Below are 21,125 nucleotides of genomic sequence, written 5' to 3' on the forward strand. Positions count from 1 at the left end.
TGTGCAACTGCTGATAAAAAAGCAGAAAAAAAGCTGTTGCTACGGTAATATGTTGCCCTTTCATGAACAGACTGATTTCGATTTATGCCACAAATCTCCCGCTACAGTGATGAACACGTTGAAAAGCTTCTGAGTGAGCTGGCTAACGTACTGGAAAAACACAAAGCACCGACCGATCTGTCCCTGATGGTGTTGGGTAATATGGTGACAAACCTGATTAATACCAGCGTCGCCCCCGCACAGCGTCAGGCTATCGCGAACTCTTTCGCGCAGGCGTTACAATCGTCCATCGGCGACGACCAGGCGCATTAAGGGAAATATCGACAGTTTATGGTGACCAATCGTCAGCGCTACCGAGAAAAAGTCTCCCAGATGGTTAGCTGGGGACACTGGTTCGCGTTGTTCAACATTCTGTTGTCCATCGTGCTCGGTAGCCGTTATCTGTTTGTTGCCGACTGGCCGACCACCCTCTCCGGGCGGATTTATTCCTACCTGAGCGTGGTCGGACATTTTAGTTTTTTGGTTTTCGCCACCTATCTGCTGGTGCTGTTTCCGCTGACATTTATTGTGATGTCCCAGCGGCTGATGCGCGTGTTGTCCGCGCTGCTGGCGACCGCCGGCATGACGCTGTTGTTGATTGACAGCGAAGTCTTTACCCGTTTTCACCTGCATCTCAACCCCATCGTCTGGGAACTGGTCATTAACCCGGACCAGAACGAAACCGCGCGTGACTGGCAATTAATGTTTATCAGCGTGCCAGTGATCCTGCTGATTGAGATGTTGGTTGCGACCTGGAGCTGGCAGAAACTGCGCAGTCTCACCCGGCGTCGCCACTTTGCCAAACCGTTGGCCGCTTTTTTCTTCGTCGCCTTTATTTCCACCCACGTGATGTATATTTGGGCCGACGCCAATTTCTATCGCCCCATTACTATGCAGCGGGCGAATCTGCCGCTCTCCTATCCAATGACCGCACGTCGTTTTCTGGAAAAACACGGGCTACTGGATGCGCAGGATTACCAGCGCCGCCTGGTGGAGCAAGGTAATCCGGAAGCAGTATCGGTGCAGTATCCGCTCAGTGATTTGCGTTACCAGGATATGGGTTCCGGCCAGAACGTATTGCTGATTACCGTCGACGGTCTCAACTATTCACGTTATGAGAAACAGATGCCGCAACTGGCGAGCTTCGCCCAGCAAAACGTCACGTTTACGCAGCATATGAGTTCTGGCAATAACGCTGATGGCGGCTATTTCGGTCTGTTTTATGGCATATCGCCAAGTTACATGGATGGCGTGCTGTCGGCGCGTATTCCGGCGGCGCTGATTACCGCCTTTAACCAGCAGGGTTATCAACTGGGGCTGTTCTCTTCCGACGGTTTTAGTAGCCCACTCTATCGCCAGGCGTTGCTATCTGATTTTTCTCTGCCCCCAGCAAAAGCGCAAAGCGATGAACAAACTGCCGATCAGTGGATTAGCTGGCTGGGTCATTATGCGCAGGAAGATAACCGCTGGTTCTCGTGGATTTCGCTAAACGGCACAGCGTCTGTTGATATGTCACAGCCTGGCTTTGCCCGTAAATATGGCCGAGCAGCGGCTGGTGTCGACGAGCAAATCGCCCGCGTGCTGGATGCTCTGCGCACCTCAGGTAAGCTTGATGACACGGTAGTGATCATTACCGCCGGACATGGCATTCCGGAAAGCAAAGAAGATAACCATTTTGACTGGTCACGCAGCCGGTTGCAGGTGCCGCTGGTTGTGCACTGGCCGGGGACACCGGCGCAACGCATTAGCAAATTAACGGATCATAAAGACATTATGACTACGCTGATGCAGCGTCTGCTGCATGTCAGCACGCCGGCAAGCGAGTATTCACAAGGTCAGGATCTGTTTACCGCCACGCGCCGTCATATCTGGGTAACCGCTGCGGATAGCGACGTACTGGCGATTACCACGCCGGAATTAACGCTGGTGCTGAACCAGAATGGGAATTACCAGACCTGGAATGCGCAGGGTGAGAAAATTCGCGATCAGAAACCGCAGCTCAGCTTACTGCTGCAGGTGCTGACGGATGAAAAACGTTTTATCGCTAACTGATTGATTAATTATGAATCACTCAGCCTGCCCTTAGCTTGCAATCAGCGATGAAAAGGGTACTATTAGCGCCACATGTCGGCACGTAGCGCAGCCTGGTAGCGCACTGTCATGGGGTGTCAGGGGTCGGAGGTTCAAATCCTCTCGTGCCGACCAAAAAATCCCAAGAAAACCAACCCATTGCGGTTGGTTTTTTTATGTCGGCAATTTGCTCAAGGTAAAAAGAAGGTAAAACCTCTGTCCGTTCAGTGCGTGCATGACAGGAAGAGCGCGTCCGCTATGAGCGCGGAGCATAAGTTCGGAACTTCCACAACCGCATGACTGACACGGAGGTGTCTTAAGCACCCGGGAGCAGGTCAGTTCAGTCGATACATTTAAAACCAGGTATTTTAGTTATTCGTTTCGTTATACATCCACGATATTGCAATGTATTGCCGTACCTGGTTTCAAAGATACCGGCCTCATGGCAGACATCTTGCACTGTTCGTCAGCTTCAACCGACTTGATCACAGTGATGATCTGATGCCCAAAAAAAGGGCTTTACGTATAGCGAGCGCCCTATTGGCAAAATGAGCATGCAGGTGGATCTCTGAAAGGGAATGGGGTGTTTATGCCGGGTACTTACACCAAGAGCCCATATGGCATAAACCTTGCGTTTATTGTGCCCGCAATTGACTCTGGCCTATGGTCTAATTCCTTACCAATAATATGTCATGAAACGCGTTACCATTTTGAAATACTAAAAAGTTAAAAAGAAGCTGGCCATAAACCAGCTTCTTTTCAGAGAGTTACCGCATGTAAAATGATCAATGATTATCCAGGTCAATGACATTATCAAACAGGGATAACGTTTTAACATCATGTGTAGATAATATAATCGTTTTATCACTGGTCATTAAACAATCTAATGCCAGCATAGCACTTTTTTCATCGAGATTAGCGGTCGGCTCATCGAGCAAAATAATAGATTTAGATGAAAGTAATGCCCTGCAAAGCATTAATCGCTGTAATTGACCGGAAGAAAGAACGGGATTACTTGGCGATATTTTTGTGTACAATCCTGCAGGCAAAGATGTAATCACCTCCAATAATCCAAATTTTCTCAACATCTCACGGCAATCATGTTCACTAGCCTCTCCACCACTATACCAGACGATATTATCATAAATCGTGCCGTTAAAGACGATAGAGCCTTGTGGAAGATAATAGACATTGGAATAAAATAGATGCAGTTCATCCTTATTAATTTCATGGCCATCTATAATAAAATCACCGTTTCCTGGCATATATAATCCAGCCAATAATTTCAATAATGTACTTTTACCAGTGCCAGACGTTCCTATTACAGCCGTTCTGGAATGCAACGGTATTTCAATAGTTAAATTTTTAATAATTGAACTATCAGGTCCATAACCAAATTGTAGATTCTGAACACAAATTGATTCTTTAATTTTAGAATGCTCACGAGTAATGTCGATTTCTTTGTAAGATAACATATCTTTTAATCGCTCATCAGAGACATTTTGCAGCTTCTGCGCAACGCAACACTGATAAAATTGATTGATGCTATCCATCGCAATCCTTCTGAAAAACCAAAAGGCAATTACATTTCCGTAAGAGATATGTAATTCACTTATGCTATAGAATGAGATCCATAAAAACAACATCGAATCAATATTACTCAAAAATGAAAATATTGCACTCTGTCTAATATCAGTCGTGTTTACCTTTTTGTATCGATGAAACAACACTTCAAGTAAATTATTATACCTGCCAAGGATGCCGGTACTTAGCTCACCAGACCTAATTGCCTGGATCCCATTTATTGTTTCAAGGTTAAATGTTTCAATATCCGAAACACTTTCCTCAAGGCTTTTTGAAAATGACTTTTTGAGACCTGCAAAGTAATAACTAATGCAACCAAAGATTGCCATGGTTCCGATTGAGAGGACCGACAGAACAATGTTTAGCCATAACATTATGCATAGCGTAACAACAGTTATAGTCAGTGCCTTATATTTATCATTAAGTATTTTTTCCCTGTTGAGAACAGCCATACCAATGGCGTTGATCCGCTGATTAATATCAGCTGAAGATCGCCTTTCAAAGTAAGATATATCTTTCTTTAACAATCTCTTAAATAAAGAAGGCTTATATTTTGTCGCTGCATTTATCGCAGCATTCAAACCATATTTATTGCTAATATATTGCAGGACTGATATAAAACAAAAAAGTATAATCATTCCCATAAACATTATATTGACCTGTTCATCTGCAAAGAAATGTTGGTCTTTAGATATAAATGAGAATAGCATCGGCGTGATCAAAGAAAAGAGTGACAAAAATATTGCCAGTAAACATCTTTTCATTATCCCCGGAAAAGAGAGTTTTTCTAGCCACCCGCTTTCACTTTTAATTTTACCCGAGCTTTTTTTATCATTATATAATGATTCATCGAGAATCAAGCCAAACCCGGTTGCCGATAGCTCAAGTTCTTCAGCCGAGATCATTAACCTGCCAGTAGCAGGGTTTAAAACCTGAAAGAAGGCACCGTGATGGCTATATACATAAACATAATGATTTCCACCATAATGCAATATACATGGGACGGGTAAATATTGAATGCTGCTAACATCAAATTTTACCGGCAAGGCCTCATAGCCGTATGATTTTAGTATTCTGACTAATAAATCCAGGGAGGTACCATCACCTCCCCCCCATTTATCACGTAAGTCAGTTAATGTAATATTTTCACCCAAGGTATTAAGCATCATGCAAACACATGCAAGCCCACACTCGGATATTTCTCCTTGATAAACCATTTCAGGAGATGAATAATATTTCTTTTTCATAATATGGAATAAAACCTAAAAATTATAACTAAAGAAAGACGTGTAATGCCACAAAGTCCATTCATCGTTATATCTGCAGATTCCCTGCTCAACTAACTCTGGCATTTGTTTTTCGACCTTACGATGATCAACGCAATCTAAAATATCTACATTTAAATTGTTTTTATTATCCATCTGGAGACAGTAAAATAACGTCGATTGTTTTAGCAGGCGACTGAAAACCGGAATGCCAGAGTGCAACTCACAGCTTCGTCCCAGCAACCTGACTGGATACGTTTTCATTTTTTTCTTTGTAAGCCTGGTTGTACATTCCGGAATTGCATCTGGAAAGATAACAAGGCTCTTTTGATTCTCTACCAGGGAAACAATAATATCCTGGAAACTATTGCCTTCGTTACCTTCCATCGCTTCAGGGTTGAATTGTTCGACAGAGATACCCTGCGAGTTATTGTTTTGCTTTTCATGGAGACTTTGCATTGAGTTGTGCACAGAGACTACGACCACCGGCTTTCTCATAACCCGCGCGGCAATCACCGTCTGTAAAATATCCGAGACGGTATGCAATGGCGCAAATATAAGATGAGAAGAGATTTTTTTTTCATCAATATAACTTCTTATTTTTTCCGCACAGGCTTCCAACTGTTCCAGCAGTTGTTTATTCTCATGAATAAGGGCATTCTTTAATATTTTCTGTCGCATAACACAAAAAAAATGGGTTGTGCCGCTTTGGATCCCAAGAACGTTGTAATGGGTTTGCCTGAAGCTACTATTCAGGCCATAATCCTTGCCAAACAGAAAACAATATTTTTTCGCAATATAGAGTAAAAATCTATAATCTATATATTTAAAAAGTAAAGCTACCAGCTTGCTTTTTATTATTCTAAAAATGGTTATTTTCTTGTAATAAACACGAACATAACCTGACAATAACAAACTAAGAAATTCAAAGCCTGGCATCACGTTCTCTACTGGTCTGTATTTATGAATTATACTTAAATACTAAGCGGTCATTCCGCCATCAAGCACAATTGTTTGGCCTGTCATATATTGACAAGTTTCACTAATCATAAATCGTGCAACCTTTGCCACCTCTTCCACAGAACCAATCCGGCGCAGCGGGATTTGTGAGCGTAATTTTTTCAAGGCATCTGGTGATAAGTTTCGCGTCATATCACTCTCGATGACACCCGGAACCAGGCAGTTAACGCGAATACCGAATCGAGCAACTTCAAGAGCCAATGATCGGGCCAGCCCAAAATGAGCCGCTTTACTTGCACCGTAAGCCGTTTGACCAATATTACCTTTTATTCCCGTTACTGAACTGACCAGCAAAATGGCACCATCGCCATTCGCCATCATTTCAGGAAGCAGGTACTTATTCCAGTAAAAAATGGCGTTTAGATTTGTATCAATCACATTCCGCCATTGATCAATCGATTGACGAATATGCAGTTCATCCTGAGTGACCCCGGCATTATGTATGATGGCCTTAGGCGGCCCATATCGATTTAACAAATCCTTCGCGACCGTTTCTACCTGCACAACATCACAGTTATCGCAAACCACATGCTCAATGAAAGTATTACGGGGCTGATTATTTTCATCCAGGCCGGATTTTGTCGACCGCGAAGTGAATATAATATTATTGTCACTACGCAATTCATTTACAATAGCTGAACCAATCCCGCGGTTTCCACCTGTAACAAGGATCCATGAGTCACTCATTATTAAGTACCTAAAATACTAAGCTGATAAAATGGATGCACAAAACTCTTTCAGAGTCATGTCCGTTGATTTCATTGTGGATTCGAAATTTATCGTTATATTAAATTCCTTTTTAACCAATACCATTAACTCTACATAGTCAAGGCTATCTAATTCTAATTCAGAGATAGTGGTTTGCTCGTTTATTTCTTCTAAAGGAAGATCTTTTGCATCAGCAATAGTGGTAGCAATAGCGTTATAAAGCTCTGTGTACATATTCATTTCACCTGTTAGTTAATGGCAACTTTCAGCGTTGCCGAAATTTGCATGAGTGTGTTTTCATTTTCTTTTGCCGCAACCTGAACTTGAATTAACCAGCCATAATTTGCATCACCGGTTATCAATGGTCTTTCAATAGAGAGACACAAGCCTTCAATTTTTTGTCCGTCCCTGTTAAACAAGGAAGAGTGGCAATAGAAATCGTAATGTGTCTGGAGCACTTTTTCCTGCGACAACAATGCTGATAGCGAATGCACAGGAGTGCATTCTTTAAAAAAATCGGCAGGAAACAATTCCTCAGTCCTGAATAGTTCTCTGAACATTACTGAGGACAAAAAAACGGCATGATTTTTTTCAATGTCAGCAGGCCACAGAGCAACAACCTCATCCTGATATTCCTTTGACAATATCCTTTCGGCAATAACATTGTTGATCGTCGGGTAGTTTGCCGGAGCAATAGTGCCGCGAATATGTGTAATACCTAACGAGGAATCAATCAATTTGAAGATTGTCTTTGGTTCTCCACCATTATGGCTTAATGAGTACTTCGTGCCACACAATATCGGCTTTTCAAATTTTGCTGAAAATTTTATCGGGGCAGAATATGTTGGGCTAAAAATACCGACATGATAAATCAGCTCGTTTTGTACATCCGCCAGTACACGCATGCCATGCGCAATCAATACTGTTTGATTCAGCTTAGCGACAGCGAGTAGATCAAAGTGTATCGGGTTGTAATCACCGGAAAAACTGGCCCAAAGCTTTGCGTGAAAGCTATCATATGCAAAATCTGTCATAACGAGCGACCTATTACCAGAGCAGCATTTGTCCCCCCGAACCCAAAACTGAGATTCAGAACATTATCTACAACAGCCTGACGATGCTGGTTTGGAATGAAATCAAGATCACATTCTGGATCGGGGCGGTTCAAATTACGTGTTGCCGGGAGGATATTGTTTTCCAGCACCTTCAGACAGACAATGCTTTCGAAGCTGCCTGCTGCAGCAATCAGATGCCCACTGTAGGATTTTGTGCTCGAAACTGGGATCTCATAGGCATACTGCCCAAAAACATCTTTAATAGATTGTGTTTCATTGAGATCGTTGAGCATGGTTGATGTTCCATGCGCATTGATATAGCCAATTTCATCCACGCTTAATCCCGAATCAGCTAATGCTTTCTTGATAGTAGAAACACGTGAAAGCTTATCCTGTGCAGGCGCGGTAAAATCAAATCCATCGGAGAAATTCCCGTAACCTTTAATTTCACCGAGTAGGGTTGCCCCTCTTGCCAGGGCTGATTCGCGCTCCTCCAGACACAAGATAGCCGCGCCTTCAGATAAAACGAACCCCGAGCGGTCAAGACTGAACGGGCAAGAGGCTTTTTCGATATCATGCTGTTCATGCGTTAACGCCTGAAGCACATCAATCATCCACACCGATGTATTTGATGTCAGCGATTCACTTCCACCGGCAAGCATCATGGTCATTTGGCCATTTTTAATTAATTCATAAGCCTCACCAATAGCCATGCTACCCGTGGCACATGCTGCTATCGGGGTATTTTGATAACCTCTTAATCCCCACATGATGCTGCAAGCGGCCGTTGCGACGCTTGGCATGATATGAAAGCAGCTAAACGGTGAGCCAACACCAACGTGTTTATAATCATCATAATTATGGTAGCCATCATCAATTCCCCCCCAACCGGTGCCGACAATCGTGCCGCATTTCAGAGGGTCGTAGATATCGGCAGGCTGAGACTGGTCAAATGCCATTGCAACAGCTTCCTGCGCAGCCGCAAGAGCAAAACGTGCAAAACGAGGTAATTTTCGTCGAATAGAAGCAGGAACCCCCTTTAACTTAGGTTCATGCGCAATCAGGCCATAAAATTTCGAGTTAATACTCGCATCCGTTTTATCAACGTACTGATAGCCCATTTGGTAATCCATAATAGATTTCCAGCTCTCTTCCGCTGAGCTTCCAAGCGGCGTAACAGCACCGTAGCCGGTGATAACAACGCGTTTATGTTCCATTTTAACTTTTTACCTTGCTATTAGATTCACCACCACCAATTGATAATAAAAACTTCATCGTAGAAGTTAGATAATCGTACTGACAATCGGCATATGAGATCTTCTGATTAAGAACATTGTCCTGAGAGTCCAATAAGGTCTGAAACGATATATAACCAGACCGGTACTTAACTGTGTTTATTCGCATCAGTTCCTGAGAAATTGAGAATGTTTTTTTTTGCATCTCAAGATCATATTCTGCTTTATTTCTTGCATCTAACGCGTTGTCCACTTCAGATAATGCATTGAGCACGACCTTTCTGAAGTTATTAACTGATAACGCGACAGCAATCTTTTCTTTTTGTAATTCGAAATTCAACTTTCTCCATTGAAGCGGTGGGAAAGTGGTCGAGATAGACTGTAATAAGGTTTGCTCGCTAAACCATTGTGTAAAAATAGTGCTCCCCGCTCCGATCGTCGCACCCAGTGAGATAGAGGGAAAGAAGTTAATCTTCGCCAGATCATAGCCCGTAATCGCTATTTTTATTCTGGATTCTGCGGCTCGTATATCCGGGCGCAGCGATATTATCTCCACAGGTTTAAACAAAGGGAGTTTGATATCCTGATATTCACCAAGCCCCTTTTTTTCTCGCGGACGGTCAATGCTGTCTTTGTTATAGACAATGGACATGGCGTTACGCTCATTTTCCCTTTGGCTAATAACATTCCGCAGTTGTAACTCGCTTGAATAAATGGCTTGCTTTGCTAATAAAACATCAGATCTCGTGCCTGCTCCGCTTTCATATTTAGCATTAACGAGCAGATATGTAGACCTGGCGATCTCAAGTCGTTGCTTATAACACTCAATTTGTTCATTGAATTTAGCAATATTCCAGTAACTTTTTGCAATTGAATCAATGATAACCAACACAGTGTTTTGCAAATCTTGTTCACTGGCCTCAACGTTCCATTTACCCTGCTCTCTCGTCCTCGCTAACTTACCCCATAAATCGAGTTCATAGCTCATAGATAAAGAAGAGCTGTAACTCTCTGTCGAAGGTGCAGCCTGCGATATAGTGCGGTTATTACTTGCACTCCAGGAGAGATTAAAATCCGGGAAAAGATTCGTATTTATTTCACCTGAATCCAGCTTGCTTTTTAACACATTCAACGCGGCTGCGTGCAAATCGTTGTTATTCTTCAGCGTATCATTGATGATCGATGATAACAGAGGATCATTGAATACACTCCACCAGGCTTCATTGGTGATAGCATTTTTATAACCCGTTTTATCGCTTTTCTCCGACGTTGGGAATTTTATCTCTGGCGTATGATATTCCGTTTTCAACATGCTGCCGCACCCGGTGCATAATAAGCAAAGCAATAATAATGATGGTTGTTTGAACTTCATTTGTAACCTAATGCTTTCGCGGGCGTATAAGATGATGCTTTCTTCGCTGGAACGTAACCGAATACGATGCCAATGAAACATGAAAATGCACAGGCAATAACAACCGGTGTTATTGTCAACACCATATCAAATTGGTTTGTCAGAAGAGGGAATATAACGCAGGCTAAGCTCGTTAAAGCCACGCCAACGACTCCTCCTAATAAACAAATAAATACAGACTCGATTAAGAACTGCCTTTTAATATCAGCGGGACTCGCCCCTACAGAAAGACGAATGCCAATTTCATGAATGCGTTCCGTCACTGAAACAAACATAATGTTCATTACGCCCACGCCACCCACCAACAGCGAGATTGTCGAAATAGCTACCGTGAGTAGTTTCATTGAAGTAGAGACGTTCACAATCATTTCAGCCATTGACTCATTCGTGACCGTAAAAAAATCCTTTTTACCGTGTGAAAAGATGAGCGCTTGCTCTATTTTCTCTCTTATAAGCTCAACTTGCGCCTGATCTTTGGCCCGCACCTGGATGGCTTCAAAGGGTATCAGACCCGTAATCCTGTTTATGTACGAGGTCCAGGGTATCCAGGCTTTTAATGTCGTCTTTTCAGATGTCGTCGAGATATCTTTGATCACGCCGATCACCTCAAATGGGTAGCCGGAAATCTGCAAATATTTTCCTACCGCTTCATTCGATGAACCGAATGCGGTTTCGGCAAGCCTTGAGTCAATAACGACAACGGCATCACTGGCGTTTATATTGTCGGTTTCAAACAAATGACCGGCTAACACTTTATCCGTATTGAAGTACTCCTTACTGATACCTGAAAGCGCAGCGTCAATATCACCATCACCGCTATTTACCGTCGCCGTTGATGTCATCACCGGTGAAATTTTACTTTCTGGTAATAGCTCGGTAAGCATATCAACATCATCTTTTTCAAGAAGCTTATTGCTGGGATCTGGCATTGACTTCCAGCTGGTGCCAGGCCTGATTTCAATGGTGTTGGTGTCTAATAAATTCATTTCTTTCATAATACGATGGTGTGCGCCTTCGCTTATGGCAATAGACATAAGGACTGCAAAAACCCCAATAATGACACCCAGCATTGACAGAAACGCTCGTATCCTGTGGCCGTTCAGTGCTCTAAATGCGGTTCTGAATGCTTCGACTACCCCAAACATCATACCAAGCGGATCCTTTTCAAATGCCCTGGTGCGTGCTGCCTGGAAGCCACTGCTTGATACGCTGCTTTCGTCTTTAGCGATCCGACCATCATTCATGGATATGATTCGGTCAGCCTGTGACGCAATACTGTTATCATGCGTGACAAGGATAATTGTTTTACCTTTTCGATTAAGCGCCTTGAAAAGGCTCATAACCTGGCTACCCGTAACGCTATCCAGAGCCCCCGTGGGTTCATCTGCCAAAATGATGTCGGCATCATTCATTAGCGCTCTGGCAATACTGACGCGCTGCTGCTGCCCGCCAGAAAGTTGGTTTGGGTTAAAATCAACGCGATCGCTTAAGCCGACCGATTCAAGTATTTTTTCCGCACGTTCATTTCTATTTTTATAGTTTTTTGCGGTGTACTGCGCGGGTAAAGCGACATTCTCTTTCGCGGTTAAGTAAGGCAAAAGATTGTACTTCTGAAACACAAAACCAATATATTTGTTTCGTAACTCCGCAACGTCATCTTCGTTTAATACCGATACGTCAATGCCGTAGAAAGACATCTGCCCCGAGCTGATATTATCTAAACAACCAATGGTATTCATCAGCGTGGTTTTACCGGAGCCTGATGGTCCGACAATTGCGATGAACTCACCTTTTTTTATGGTTAAAGATATACCTTTCAGTGCAGAAACAATTTCGCCGCCACTCTCATACCGTTTATAAACATCGGATAAGGTTATGTATTCATCGGTGCGGCTCATTTAGTCGCTACCCTTTGTTATCACATCACCTATTTCTAATCCTTTCACAACCTCAGTATTTTTTGCGTTCTTAATCCCTGTTTGTACCTCTCTTTTTTCTATTTTATCGTTATGAAGTACGTTGACGATATAATGGTCTTTGCTAATCATTTCGCCCAGGAAGTTTGTCGGAATAGTTTTAACGTTTTTTTTCTCTTCAACCACTAAATAAACCTGTACCGACATGGCAGGTTTTAAAACATGCTGATCATTTATTACGTCAAAGCTTCCATTGTAATAGGTAGCCGTTTTCTTACTCGCGGCAGAGTCACCTGAGCTGCTTTTCATATCGTAAAGCATTTCTTCTGGTATTTGTTGTATGCTTTTTAACATCCCTTTATAACGGGTTTCAGGAGAAGCCGTGACAGTAAACCATAAAGGCATGCCAGTCCTGGTTTTCAAAATATCCATTTCTGATATTTTGATATTTACAGTCATGATATCCAGATTGGCCACAACCAGAATTGTCGGCGCACTCTGTGATGAAACAATTGTCTGCCCTTCCTGAGTTAATATACCCAGGACGACGCCATCTATGGGTGAGGTAATGCGCGTGTATTCTAAGTTTGCCAGGGCAGTGTTTAACTTAACTCTGGCCTGTGCAATTTGAATTTCATTTATATCCAGCTGTTCTTTATCACTTTCATATTTCGTTTTCGCCGCCTCGAGGTCGCTCAGCGTTGTGGCGTCATCCTTCGACATTTTCTGTTGTCGGTTATAATCCCGCTTCGACTGTTTAAGCGACAGTGAGGTGATCTTTTTTTGCACTAACGCATTATCCAGTTCAGATTTAGCGCTATCGACATCGTTTTGTGCAAGCGTAGGATCGATCTCAGCCAGCAACTGGCCTTTTTTGACTGTGTCACCTTCCTTCACATGCAGCTTATTAAGTCGTCCATTAACCTGCGCTCCGACACTAACTTGCTCGTTAGGTTTTAGAACACCGGTAGTGGTAATCAGTCGGTCAATATCAGAGTAGGTGACGTGAGAACTTTCTTTCTTCGTATTTTCAGTAACGTCACCTTCAGAAAGAAATACGCTATTAACTGCATATACAGCAGGCACTATAGCTACTAATAAACTCAGAAAAAAAGGTTTTATTCTCACGTGCATGACCATTATAAAAAGGCCAGAAACTGGCCTTTGTTTTAATTTTACTGCTTACTTAATGTTGTGAATTACTTCTCGTCACAACGTTTTGCCATGCCGTTTTTATCTGATTCGTCACGGAACCAGCCATATACGCCATTAGCACGGTTATCAACGAAATAACATTCGCCGTATGGCCCCATCATTCCACCAACAACTGCTTTACTTTCTTTGGACTCTAATACTGTAGCTTTAAACATTTTAATTCCCTTGTGTAATAGTACTTCAGTTAATTACCAATTGTTCCTTTCAGAACGGGAAGAAATATATCGCATCACCAAAAGAACTTTTAATCAATAAAATATTAAATCGCTTTTTTGAGGCTTTTAGGTTTTTTTGAACTTTTCTAAAGCGTTTCTTGAGGTTTAATGTATTTATTTGAACTTTTTAAAGCGCTTCTTGAAGTTTTAATGCATTTATTTGAACTTTTTAAAGCCTTCCCTGACGTTTTAATGCGTTTATTTGAACTTTTAAAAGCGCTTTCGAAAGCTTTAAGGCACCTTTGAAGGTTTTAAAGCGCTTCTTGAAAATTTTAAAGCGTTTTTGAAAGATATAAGTGCGTTTTTAAACAGCTATTTGCCCGTCATTTTAACTGTAGCAACGATGCGAGGCAGCAGATAATGAGGTGCAGACGATGACGATAAAGGTTTTGCCGCAGCCGCCATTTAAAATCGGGCACGTCATCAATGCAGAAAATCCGGGGAAGAGGTACGGTAACGCGCTGAAGACACTGCATCATATTGAATGGCTGACCGATAAGGGTAGTTGCTACATAGCCGATGCAACACGCACATTCGCCAGTTCACTGGGGGTTAATAGTGTGAACAACGCCTGTACGCCGCCGGGAAGTCACGGTATAGCAGAATCGTTCGTTAAGACATTCAAACGAGATTACGTCTGTATAAATGATTTACCGGATGCGGTATCCGTGATGAAAACTGTGGTAATAAAGGGGTTTCCAGTAAAGCGTCTGGAAATGTTGAGGCTCACAGCTTTAATGAAATCATATAAATCATAACGTTATGATAATTTATTGACTCCCCTCGTGCCGCCCCAATACTCCCAAAGAAACCAATCCATTGCGGTTGATTTTTTTAGGTCTGCGCTATGTGAATGAGAACGAGCAAACCAAGATAAATACCCTCCCCCATCGCTGGTAATACTGCGTCCAACGAAAAATTCATTAATCCATCAGCGGGGGAGAGTTATAAAAACCGTGACGTATTCGTCACGGTTTTTATGTTGCAGTAAAAAGGGTTACAACGCGATATCCGCAATCTGTTCGCCGTCGTTATGCGGCTGCGTTGTCGGTTTTTGCACCGGTGGCGTGATATCTGCGACCAGCGACTCGTCGCATTTCAGGCCGAGGATCTCACTGGTGTAGCGCAACTCCTGGTCGGCGGCTTCAATATTGCCATTCAGCTCGGTGCCAAAAGAGGGAATGATCTCTTTCAGTTTTGCCTGCCAGGCAGCAGAAGCGAAACGCTCCGCGAAGACTCTCTCCATCAACTCCAGCATGATTGGCGCTGCGGTCGAGGCTCCCGGTGACGCGCCAAGCAACGCGGCAATGGTGCCCTCTTTATCGCTGACGACTTCGGTTCCCAGGCGCAACACGCCGCCCTTGCCCGTTTCGCGCTTGATAATCTGCACGCGCTGACCCGCCTGCCACAAACGCCAGTCTTCTTTCTGCGCCAGCGGATAGTATTCACGCAGCGCGTCAAAGCGGTCATCCTCATTTTGCAGTACCTGGTTAACCAGGTATTTCACCAGGCTGAAATTGGTCATCCCCACGGTCAGCATCGGCAGAATGTTCGACGAGTTAGTCGAGCGCAGCAGATCCCACAGCGAACCGTTTTTCAGAAACCGCGTCGAAAACGTGGCGAACGGCCCAAACAGCAGCACGCGTTTGCCATCAATAATGCGCGTATCAATATGCGGTACTGACATGGGCGGCGCGCCCACGGTTGCCTGGCCGTAAACTTTCGCCAGATGGTGATTGACCACCGCCGGGTTTTCCGCCACGAGGAATTGCCCGCCAACCGGGAAACCCGCATAGTCTGCCGCTTCCGGAATACCGGATGCCTGCAGCAATTTCAGCGCTGCGCCACCGGCACCAATAAAAATAAACTTCGCCTTGATAATCTGCTCCGCGCCGCTTTGCAGGTTATGCAGCGTCACATTCCAGCTGTTGTCGGCATTGCGTTTGAGGCCACGGACTTCCGTGCCCAGTTGCAAAGCGAAGTTCTCTTTTTTCTGTAATGAACCAATCATCTGGCGCGTCAGTTCACCAAAGTTCACATCGGTGCCGATTTCGGTACGCGTGGCGGCAATTTTTTGCCCGGCATCACGCCCTTCCATCACCAGCGGCGCCCACTGTTTGATCTGTTCGGCATCTTCGGAATAACGCATACCGCGGAACAAGGAGCACTGCTGCAACGCTTTGTAGCGCGCACGCAGGAAGTTCACGTTATCGTCGCCCCAGACGAGGCTCATATGCGGCACGGTATTAATAAATGAACGAGGTTCGCGCAATACGCCGGTTTTCACCTGATGCGCCCAGAACTGGCGAGAAATACGAAATGCTTCGTTGATTTCAATCGCTTTTTTAATACTGACAGAGCCGTCCGCGCTGCGTGGGGTGTAATTCAGTTCCATTAAGGCGGCATGCCCGGTACCGGCATTATTCCAGCCGTTTGAACTTTCCTGTGCCAGGGCATCCAGCCGTTCCACCATGGTAATCGACCAGGTGGGTTCGAGATCCTGCAACCAGGTTCCCAACGTGGCGCTCATGATCCCACCACCGATTAAAAGCACATCTGTTTCCTGCTCTTTCGATGCGGACGTTTTTGCTGCTTTTGAGACAGCATTAAGCCCGACAGCCATCGAAAACAGCCTGGCAGTCATTTTTTTCATGATGATATTGCCTTACTTTTAGTGCTGCTTTATTCGCATTTATTGAGGGTAAAGTAGTTAGCACCCCTAACGTAGCACTTAAAAAGTGAGATTTAAATAATGTTTAAACATTAAATATTCATTGTATTAATGTTACTAATAAGTTGATTTTTTGCATTATATTTAACACTTATTGCTGGTCACTTCGGCTGGAAATCTGCTATCATCCCCCGCTTTGCCGAACGCAGGGATACCGTTGTGTCACTGTTTTTCTGGCAACTCTCACCTGCGATTCTTTATGACTGAAAAATCAACGCATTCTGCACTCCGCGTAAGCCACCTTCTGCGCTCACCGCAGCTTTTCACCCGAGAAGTGCTGGCAGGCGTTATCACCGCACTGGCACTGATCCCGGAAGTTATCTCATTTTCTGTTATCGCAGGCGTAGACCCGAAAGTGAGCCTGATAGCCTCAGTAGTGCTGTGTTTTAGCATGTCGTTGCTCGGCGGGCGTCCGGCAATGGTCACAGCGGCGGCGGGGTCAGTCGCGTTGGTTATTGGTCCGATGGTTCATCAAAACGGGGTGGAATACATCTTGCCGGCAGTTTTACTCGCGGGTGTGATCCAGATAGTTTTCGGGCTGAGCGGAATGTCCCGGCTGATGCGCTTTATCCCGCACGCTGTGATGACCGGTTTTGTTAATGCACTGGGGATATTGATTTTCTTCGCTCAGGTGCCGCATTTCTGGCATAGCAATCCCCTGATTCTGGCGCTGTTCGCCCTGACCATTCTGATTGTGCTTTGGCTTCCGCGCTGGGTAAAAAGCATTCCCGCGCCGCTGGTAGCGATTGTGCTGCTCACCGCATTCACCGTTTTTACCGGTCAGTTGCTGCCCACCGTGGGGGATGAAGGTTCGATGCAGGGCGGTTTGCCTGGCCTGACGCAATGGCTGGTGCCATTGAATTTGCATACGCTGAGCATTGTCTGGCCGTGCGCGCTGAGTATCGCGTTTGTCGGGTTGATGGAGTCTCTGCTGACCGCAAAATTGGTGGACGATCTGACACATACGCCATCGAATAAAAGCCGGGAAAGCACCGGGCTTGGGATCGCGAACATTCTGGCGGGCTTCTACGGCGGGATTGCCGGGTGCGCCATGATCGGTCAGACGATTGTTAACGTGGAGATGGGCAAAGGCCGCACGCGTCTCTCAACCGTTGCTGCTGCGCTGGTGCTGTTGCTGCTGGTAACGGCATTGAGTGAGGTGATGGCGAAAATCCCGATGGTGGTACTGGCCGGAATCATGGCGATTGTCGCGTTCAAAACGTTTAACTGGGGCAGTTTGCAACCCACCACGCTGACACGTGCGCCCGTTGTCGAAACGCTGGTGATGCTGGTCACCGTGGTTGCCACCGTCAGCACCGGTAATCTGGCAATCGGCGTTGTTGCCGGGCTGGTTACGCTGGCGATTACGCCATCGGCGCTGCGAAAAAAGCGCCTGTTTACAGCAAAAAAATCGTCGCCAGCCCAAGAAAAATAAAGAAACCGCCGGTATCGGTAATGGCGGTGATCATCACGCTGGAGCCGACCGCCGGGTCGCGCCCCAGCCGGGTCATCACCATCGGGATTAATACCCCCATTAGCGCCGCCATCAGCAGGTTCAGCACCATTGCCAGCGTCATCACGCCGCCCAGCGACGCATCGTCATACAGCCACCAGGTGACGCCGCCCATAATCCCGCCCCACACCAGACCATTAATCAGCGCCACGCCCATTTCACGCAAAATAAGAAAGGTAAAGTTCCCCGGCTGAATGTTCTGTAAAGCCAGTGCGCGAACAATCATGGTAATGGTTTGATTACCGGTATTGCCGCCGATACCGGCGACAATTGGCATCAGCGACGCCAGCGCCACCAGTTGCGAGATGGTGTGTTCAAACCCATCAATCACGCGTGATGCGATAAAGGCGGTACACAGGTTAGTTGCCAGCCACACCCAGCGGTTTTTCACCGCTTTACCTACCGGCGCGAAAACATCTTCCTCGGTACTTAGCCCGCCCATCTGACGCATGTCGTTGTCGGTCTCTTCGTACACCACATCAACGATTTCATCGATGGTCAAACGCCCCATCAGCATGCCGTTTTCATCCACCACCGCCGCGCTCAGCAAGTTGTCGCGCTCAAAGGTGCGCGCCACTTTTTCCGCTTCATCTTCGGGTGAGAAGGTGACCGGATCGGCATCCATTACCTCACTCACCCGCCGTCCGGCGGCGTTAAGCAGGATAGTTTGCAGCCCAAGCTCCCCCATCAGTCGGTTATCACGCCCGATAACAAACAGTTTGTCGGTGTTCTCCGGCATTTTACCGAGACGGCGAAGATAGCGCTGAACGGCCGCCAGCGTCACCTCTGAGCGAACGGTGATGACGTCAAACGCCATAATTGCGCCAACGCAATTTTTGCCATAGCGCATAACCTGCCGCATACGGGCGCGATCTGTCGGTGGCAACGTCGCCATCAGCCGTCCGGTGAGGTTACGCGGCAGATGCTGCACCAGCCAGATTTGCTCATCGATATCCAGCGTCTCAAGCGCATCGAGCAGCGCACGGTCGCTCATCTCATCGATCAGGTCATCCCAGACGTTTTCGGACGCTTCAAGCAGCACTTTTCCGCGCTTATCATCATCGATGAGCCGCCATAACGCGTGGCGTTCAACCACCGGCAGCGCTTCAAGGGCGTCCGCCAAATCCGGTGGCGGAAGGTGCGAAACCAGCACCTTTACTTCGGCGAGATCGTGCTCAAGCTCGGCACTATCAACCTGCTCGACCAGCGTGATTTCGCCAAGCAGCGCGGCGGTGAGCGGTTTATGGGTGGTGAGCAGCCAAATCAACCGCGCACGCTCTTCGTCACGCAGTTTGACGCTGTTTTTTTTGATAACTGACATTGGCCGGTCCCTGAGTGGCAAAGCGCTCCGAAGGCAGAGCGGAGTAGCCTTAAGCATAGCGGCAGGTTTTGTAAAAAATAATAAACCGCGCAGGCGTTTGGATAAAAAACCAGCAAACGCCCCCGGAAAAAGGGGCGCTTCTGTCAGGCGGTACGCGCCACTGCGTCGCGGGAAGCGTGCGCACGCTCTTCACCTACCAACTCGGTGAGCTGTCCGTTACGCATTTCAAGCAGGCGATCGGCATGCACGAAGTAATGATCGTCATGGCTGATGGCAAAAATGGTTTTGCCCATCTGCTGCATTAACGGGAGTAATACCTGGTAAAAATCGCGGCGGAAATGCGGGTCCTGATCGGCCGCCCATTCATCCAGCAGCAGGATATCGCGCTCTTCCGCCAGCGCCAGCAGCAACGCGACGCGTTTTTTCTGCCCTTTCGACAGCTTCAGATTGAGGATTTTGCCGTTGCTCAGTTCCAGCTTATGCGACATTTTCAGTTGCTCAAGCCACTTTTCCACCAGCGCCGGATCCGCCTGCTTGCCTTCCGGCCCCAGCAGATCGTCAAACAGCCAGACGTCGGTAAAGACCGCCGAGAATAATTTGCGGTAATCTTCCGGTTTATCCTGCGCCATCGGTTTACCATCCAGCAGGATCTCGCCAGAAACCGGCTGATACAGCCCGGTTAACAGCATCGCCAGCGTCGACTTACCGCTGCCGTTGCCCCCAATCAAAAACACTAGCTCGCCGCGATTCAGCGTCATATTGACGGGGCCAATCGCGAAGTCGTTGTCCTGATATTTAAAGGTAACATCGCGCAGTTCCAGCGTTTGCCAGTTCGGGAAAGCCTGCGGGCGAGGAAACCCGGCTTTATAGGGCGTCAGCGCAAATTGTTTTAGCTTTTTAAAGGCCACCTGCGCACTAAGCAGCGTGGGCAAGGCCCCCACCGCTGACAGCAGCGGCGTGCGCAAAAACAGCAGCGTCAGGGAATAGGTTGCGGCGACATTGGTATCCGCCCAGCCGAGGCTGTTTGCCATCCAGAACACCAGGCCGATAGCCCCCAGCATCATAATGTTCGACCAGTTCACCGCGCTTAAATGGAACGTATCGGCGCGAATAATATGATGGCGATATTCACGCGCATCCGGCAGATACATCTGGTTGAAAATGTGTTCCGCGCGCTCGCGGTTGAGGTTCAGCTCTTTGCGCCCTTCCAGTACAGTCTGGAAATCGTTGTACAGCTTGTCTTCTGTTTCACGCAGCCTCGCCATATGTTTGTACACACGCGACACCAGCACAAACCCGCCCCAGATGGTCAGCGCCATCCACAGCATGGTGATCAGCAGCATCTTGCCGGAGAGCATCGCCAGATAGAGACAGGAACCGACGGTCAGGATTATGCCCTGCACCAGTTCCGGCAGGCGCACAAAGGCGATGGTGATATTACGCACGTCGCTGGTCAGACCGGCCAACAGTGTGGCGCTACCGAGTTGTTCAATGCGTTCGACCGGAGTATCGAGAATACGTTTGATAAATTCACTGCGCAGACGGAAGACAAAATGGTGACCGAGGGTGGTCAGCGCCAGTTGCGACCCCAGCGTCACCGCCATCAATAGCAGCAGTAAACCGAGAAACTCCGGTAATACAGTCAGCGACATATCCACTGTTTCAATCAGCCGCTGGTTAATAAAAGCAATCAGGCCGATACCAAACGCGGCGCTCACGAGGGTAAGCGCGAGCACACCGACAAAAGGCCAGCGGTACTGACGCCAGACAAGAAGGAGAAGTTCCATAACAAAACCCGGTCAACAAAATCAGCCAGCAGTTTAAACG

General features: G+C 46.3%; 17 protein-coding genes and 1 tRNA gene. 5 read left to right on the plus strand and 13 right to left on the minus strand.

The window, feature by feature from the left end; translation table 11 throughout:
- Positions 1 to 84: 84 nt before the first annotated feature.
- From IP581_RS15310 to IP581_RS15320, 3 genes are all read left to right on the plus strand, one after another.
- The gene (locus IP581_RS15310) at positions 85 to 312 is read left to right on the plus strand and encodes a YejL family protein (RefSeq protein ID WP_086868140.1); all 228 of its coding nucleotides are present in this window, start codon (positions 85 to 87) and stop codon (positions 310 to 312) included.
- 18 nt (positions 313 to 330) lie between these two features.
- The gene (yejM, locus tag IP581_RS15315; RefSeq protein WP_193820774.1) at positions 331 to 2,091 is read left to right on the plus strand and encodes an LPS biosynthesis-modulating metalloenzyme YejM; all 1,761 of its coding nucleotides are present in this window, start codon (positions 331 to 333) and stop codon (positions 2,089 to 2,091) included.
- A 76-nt stretch (positions 2,092 to 2,167) separates the two neighbouring features.
- Positions 2,168 to 2,244, plus strand: a tRNA-Pro gene (locus IP581_RS15320).
- Positions 2,245 to 2,894: 650 nt separating this feature from the next.
- Here IP581_RS15320 and IP581_RS15325 read toward each other — a convergent pair.
- The 10 genes from IP581_RS15325 to IP581_RS15370 all read right to left on the minus strand — a co-directional run bounded on the left by IP581_RS15325 (position 2,895) and on the right by IP581_RS15370 (position 13,673).
- A complete protein-coding gene (locus tag IP581_RS15325) occupies positions 2,895 to 4,940 on the minus strand; it encodes a peptidase domain-containing ABC transporter (protein WP_193820775.1) in 2,046 nt (681 codons plus the stop codon).
- A gap of 15 nt (positions 4,941 to 4,955) precedes the next feature.
- On the minus strand, positions 4,956 to 5,897 hold the full coding sequence (locus IP581_RS15330; protein WP_193820776.1) for a hypothetical protein: 942 nt from the start codon (positions 5,895 to 5,897) through the stop codon (positions 4,956 to 4,958).
- Between the two features lie 42 nt (positions 5,898 to 5,939).
- Positions 5,940 to 6,665, minus strand: a complete 726-nt coding sequence (locus tag IP581_RS15335) for an SDR family oxidoreductase (RefSeq protein ID WP_193820777.1) — start codon at positions 6,663 to 6,665, stop codon at positions 5,940 to 5,942.
- A gap of 18 nt (positions 6,666 to 6,683) precedes the next feature.
- Entirely contained in the window at positions 6,684 to 6,920 is a 237-nt protein-coding gene (locus IP581_RS15340; protein WP_407659110.1) for an acyl carrier protein, read from the minus strand.
- Positions 6,921 to 6,934: 14 nt separating this feature from the next.
- Positions 6,935 to 7,720, minus strand: a complete 786-nt coding sequence (locus IP581_RS15345) for a MaoC/PaaZ C-terminal domain-containing protein (RefSeq protein ID WP_193820778.1) — start codon at positions 7,718 to 7,720, stop codon at positions 6,935 to 6,937.
- Complete coding sequence (locus IP581_RS15350; RefSeq protein ID WP_193820779.1) at positions 7,717 to 8,958, minus strand: beta-ketoacyl-[acyl-carrier-protein] synthase family protein; 1,242 nt, start codon at positions 8,956 to 8,958, stop codon at positions 7,717 to 7,719. Before IP581_RS15350 ends, IP581_RS15345 begins: the two co-directional genes overlap by 4 nt.
- A gap of 1 nt (position 8,959) precedes the next feature.
- Positions 8,960 to 10,429 (minus strand): TolC family protein, encoded by a 1,470-nt coding sequence (locus IP581_RS15355; protein ID WP_322627856.1) that lies wholly within the window; start codon positions 10,427 to 10,429, stop codon positions 8,960 to 8,962.
- Positions 10,345 to 12,285: an ATP-binding cassette domain-containing protein gene (locus IP581_RS15360; RefSeq protein ID WP_193820781.1), complete on the minus strand. Its 1,941-nt coding sequence runs from the start codon at positions 12,283 to 12,285 to the stop codon at positions 10,345 to 10,347. The genes IP581_RS15355 and IP581_RS15360 overlap by 85 nt, the downstream gene beginning before the upstream one ends.
- Positions 12,286 to 13,431: an efflux RND transporter periplasmic adaptor subunit gene (locus IP581_RS15365; protein ID WP_193820782.1), complete on the minus strand. Its 1,146-nt coding sequence runs from the start codon at positions 13,429 to 13,431 to the stop codon at positions 12,286 to 12,288.
- Positions 13,432 to 13,502: 71 nt separating this feature from the next.
- Positions 13,503 to 13,673 carry a hypothetical protein gene (locus tag IP581_RS15370; protein ID WP_176519671.1) on the minus strand — a complete coding sequence of 57 codons (171 nt, stop codon included), beginning with the start codon at positions 13,671 to 13,673 and terminating at the stop codon, positions 13,503 to 13,505.
- Between the two features lie 434 nt (positions 13,674 to 14,107).
- Between IP581_RS15370 and IP581_RS15375 the strand changes: the two genes are divergently transcribed.
- Positions 14,108 to 14,491, plus strand: coding sequence for a hypothetical protein (locus tag IP581_RS15375; RefSeq protein WP_193820783.1), 384 nt, complete (start codon positions 14,108 to 14,110; stop codon positions 14,489 to 14,491).
- Between the two features lie 239 nt (positions 14,492 to 14,730).
- Here the strand turns inward: IP581_RS15375 and mqo are convergent, their stop codons facing one another.
- Positions 14,731 to 16,386 (minus strand): malate dehydrogenase (quinone), encoded by a 1,656-nt coding sequence (mqo, locus tag IP581_RS15380; RefSeq protein WP_193820784.1) that lies wholly within the window; start codon positions 16,384 to 16,386, stop codon positions 14,731 to 14,733.
- A gap of 277 nt (positions 16,387 to 16,663) precedes the next feature.
- Between mqo and IP581_RS15385 the strand changes: the two genes are divergently transcribed.
- Positions 16,664 to 17,899, plus strand: a complete 1,236-nt coding sequence (locus tag IP581_RS15385) for a SulP family inorganic anion transporter (protein ID WP_193820785.1) — start codon at positions 16,664 to 16,666, stop codon at positions 17,897 to 17,899.
- Here IP581_RS15385 and mgtE read toward each other — a convergent pair.
- Together mgtE and IP581_RS15395 are read right to left on the minus strand one after the other, a co-directional pair.
- Positions 17,862 to 19,298, minus strand: coding sequence for a magnesium transporter (gene mgtE, locus IP581_RS15390; RefSeq protein ID WP_193820786.1), 1,437 nt, complete (start codon positions 19,296 to 19,298; stop codon positions 17,862 to 17,864). The two genes, IP581_RS15385 and mgtE, sit on opposite strands and share 38 nt — an antisense overlap.
- A 143-nt stretch (positions 19,299 to 19,441) precedes the next feature.
- A complete protein-coding gene (locus IP581_RS15395; RefSeq protein WP_193820787.1) occupies positions 19,442 to 21,085 on the minus strand; it encodes a multidrug ABC transporter permease/ATP-binding protein in 1,644 nt (547 codons plus the stop codon).
- Positions 21,086 to 21,125 lie beyond the last annotated feature (40 nt).

This window comes from Kosakonia pseudosacchari (assembly GCF_015167415.1).
GTDB classification, from domain to species: Bacteria; Pseudomonadota; Gammaproteobacteria; order Enterobacterales; family Enterobacteriaceae; genus Kosakonia; species Kosakonia pseudosacchari.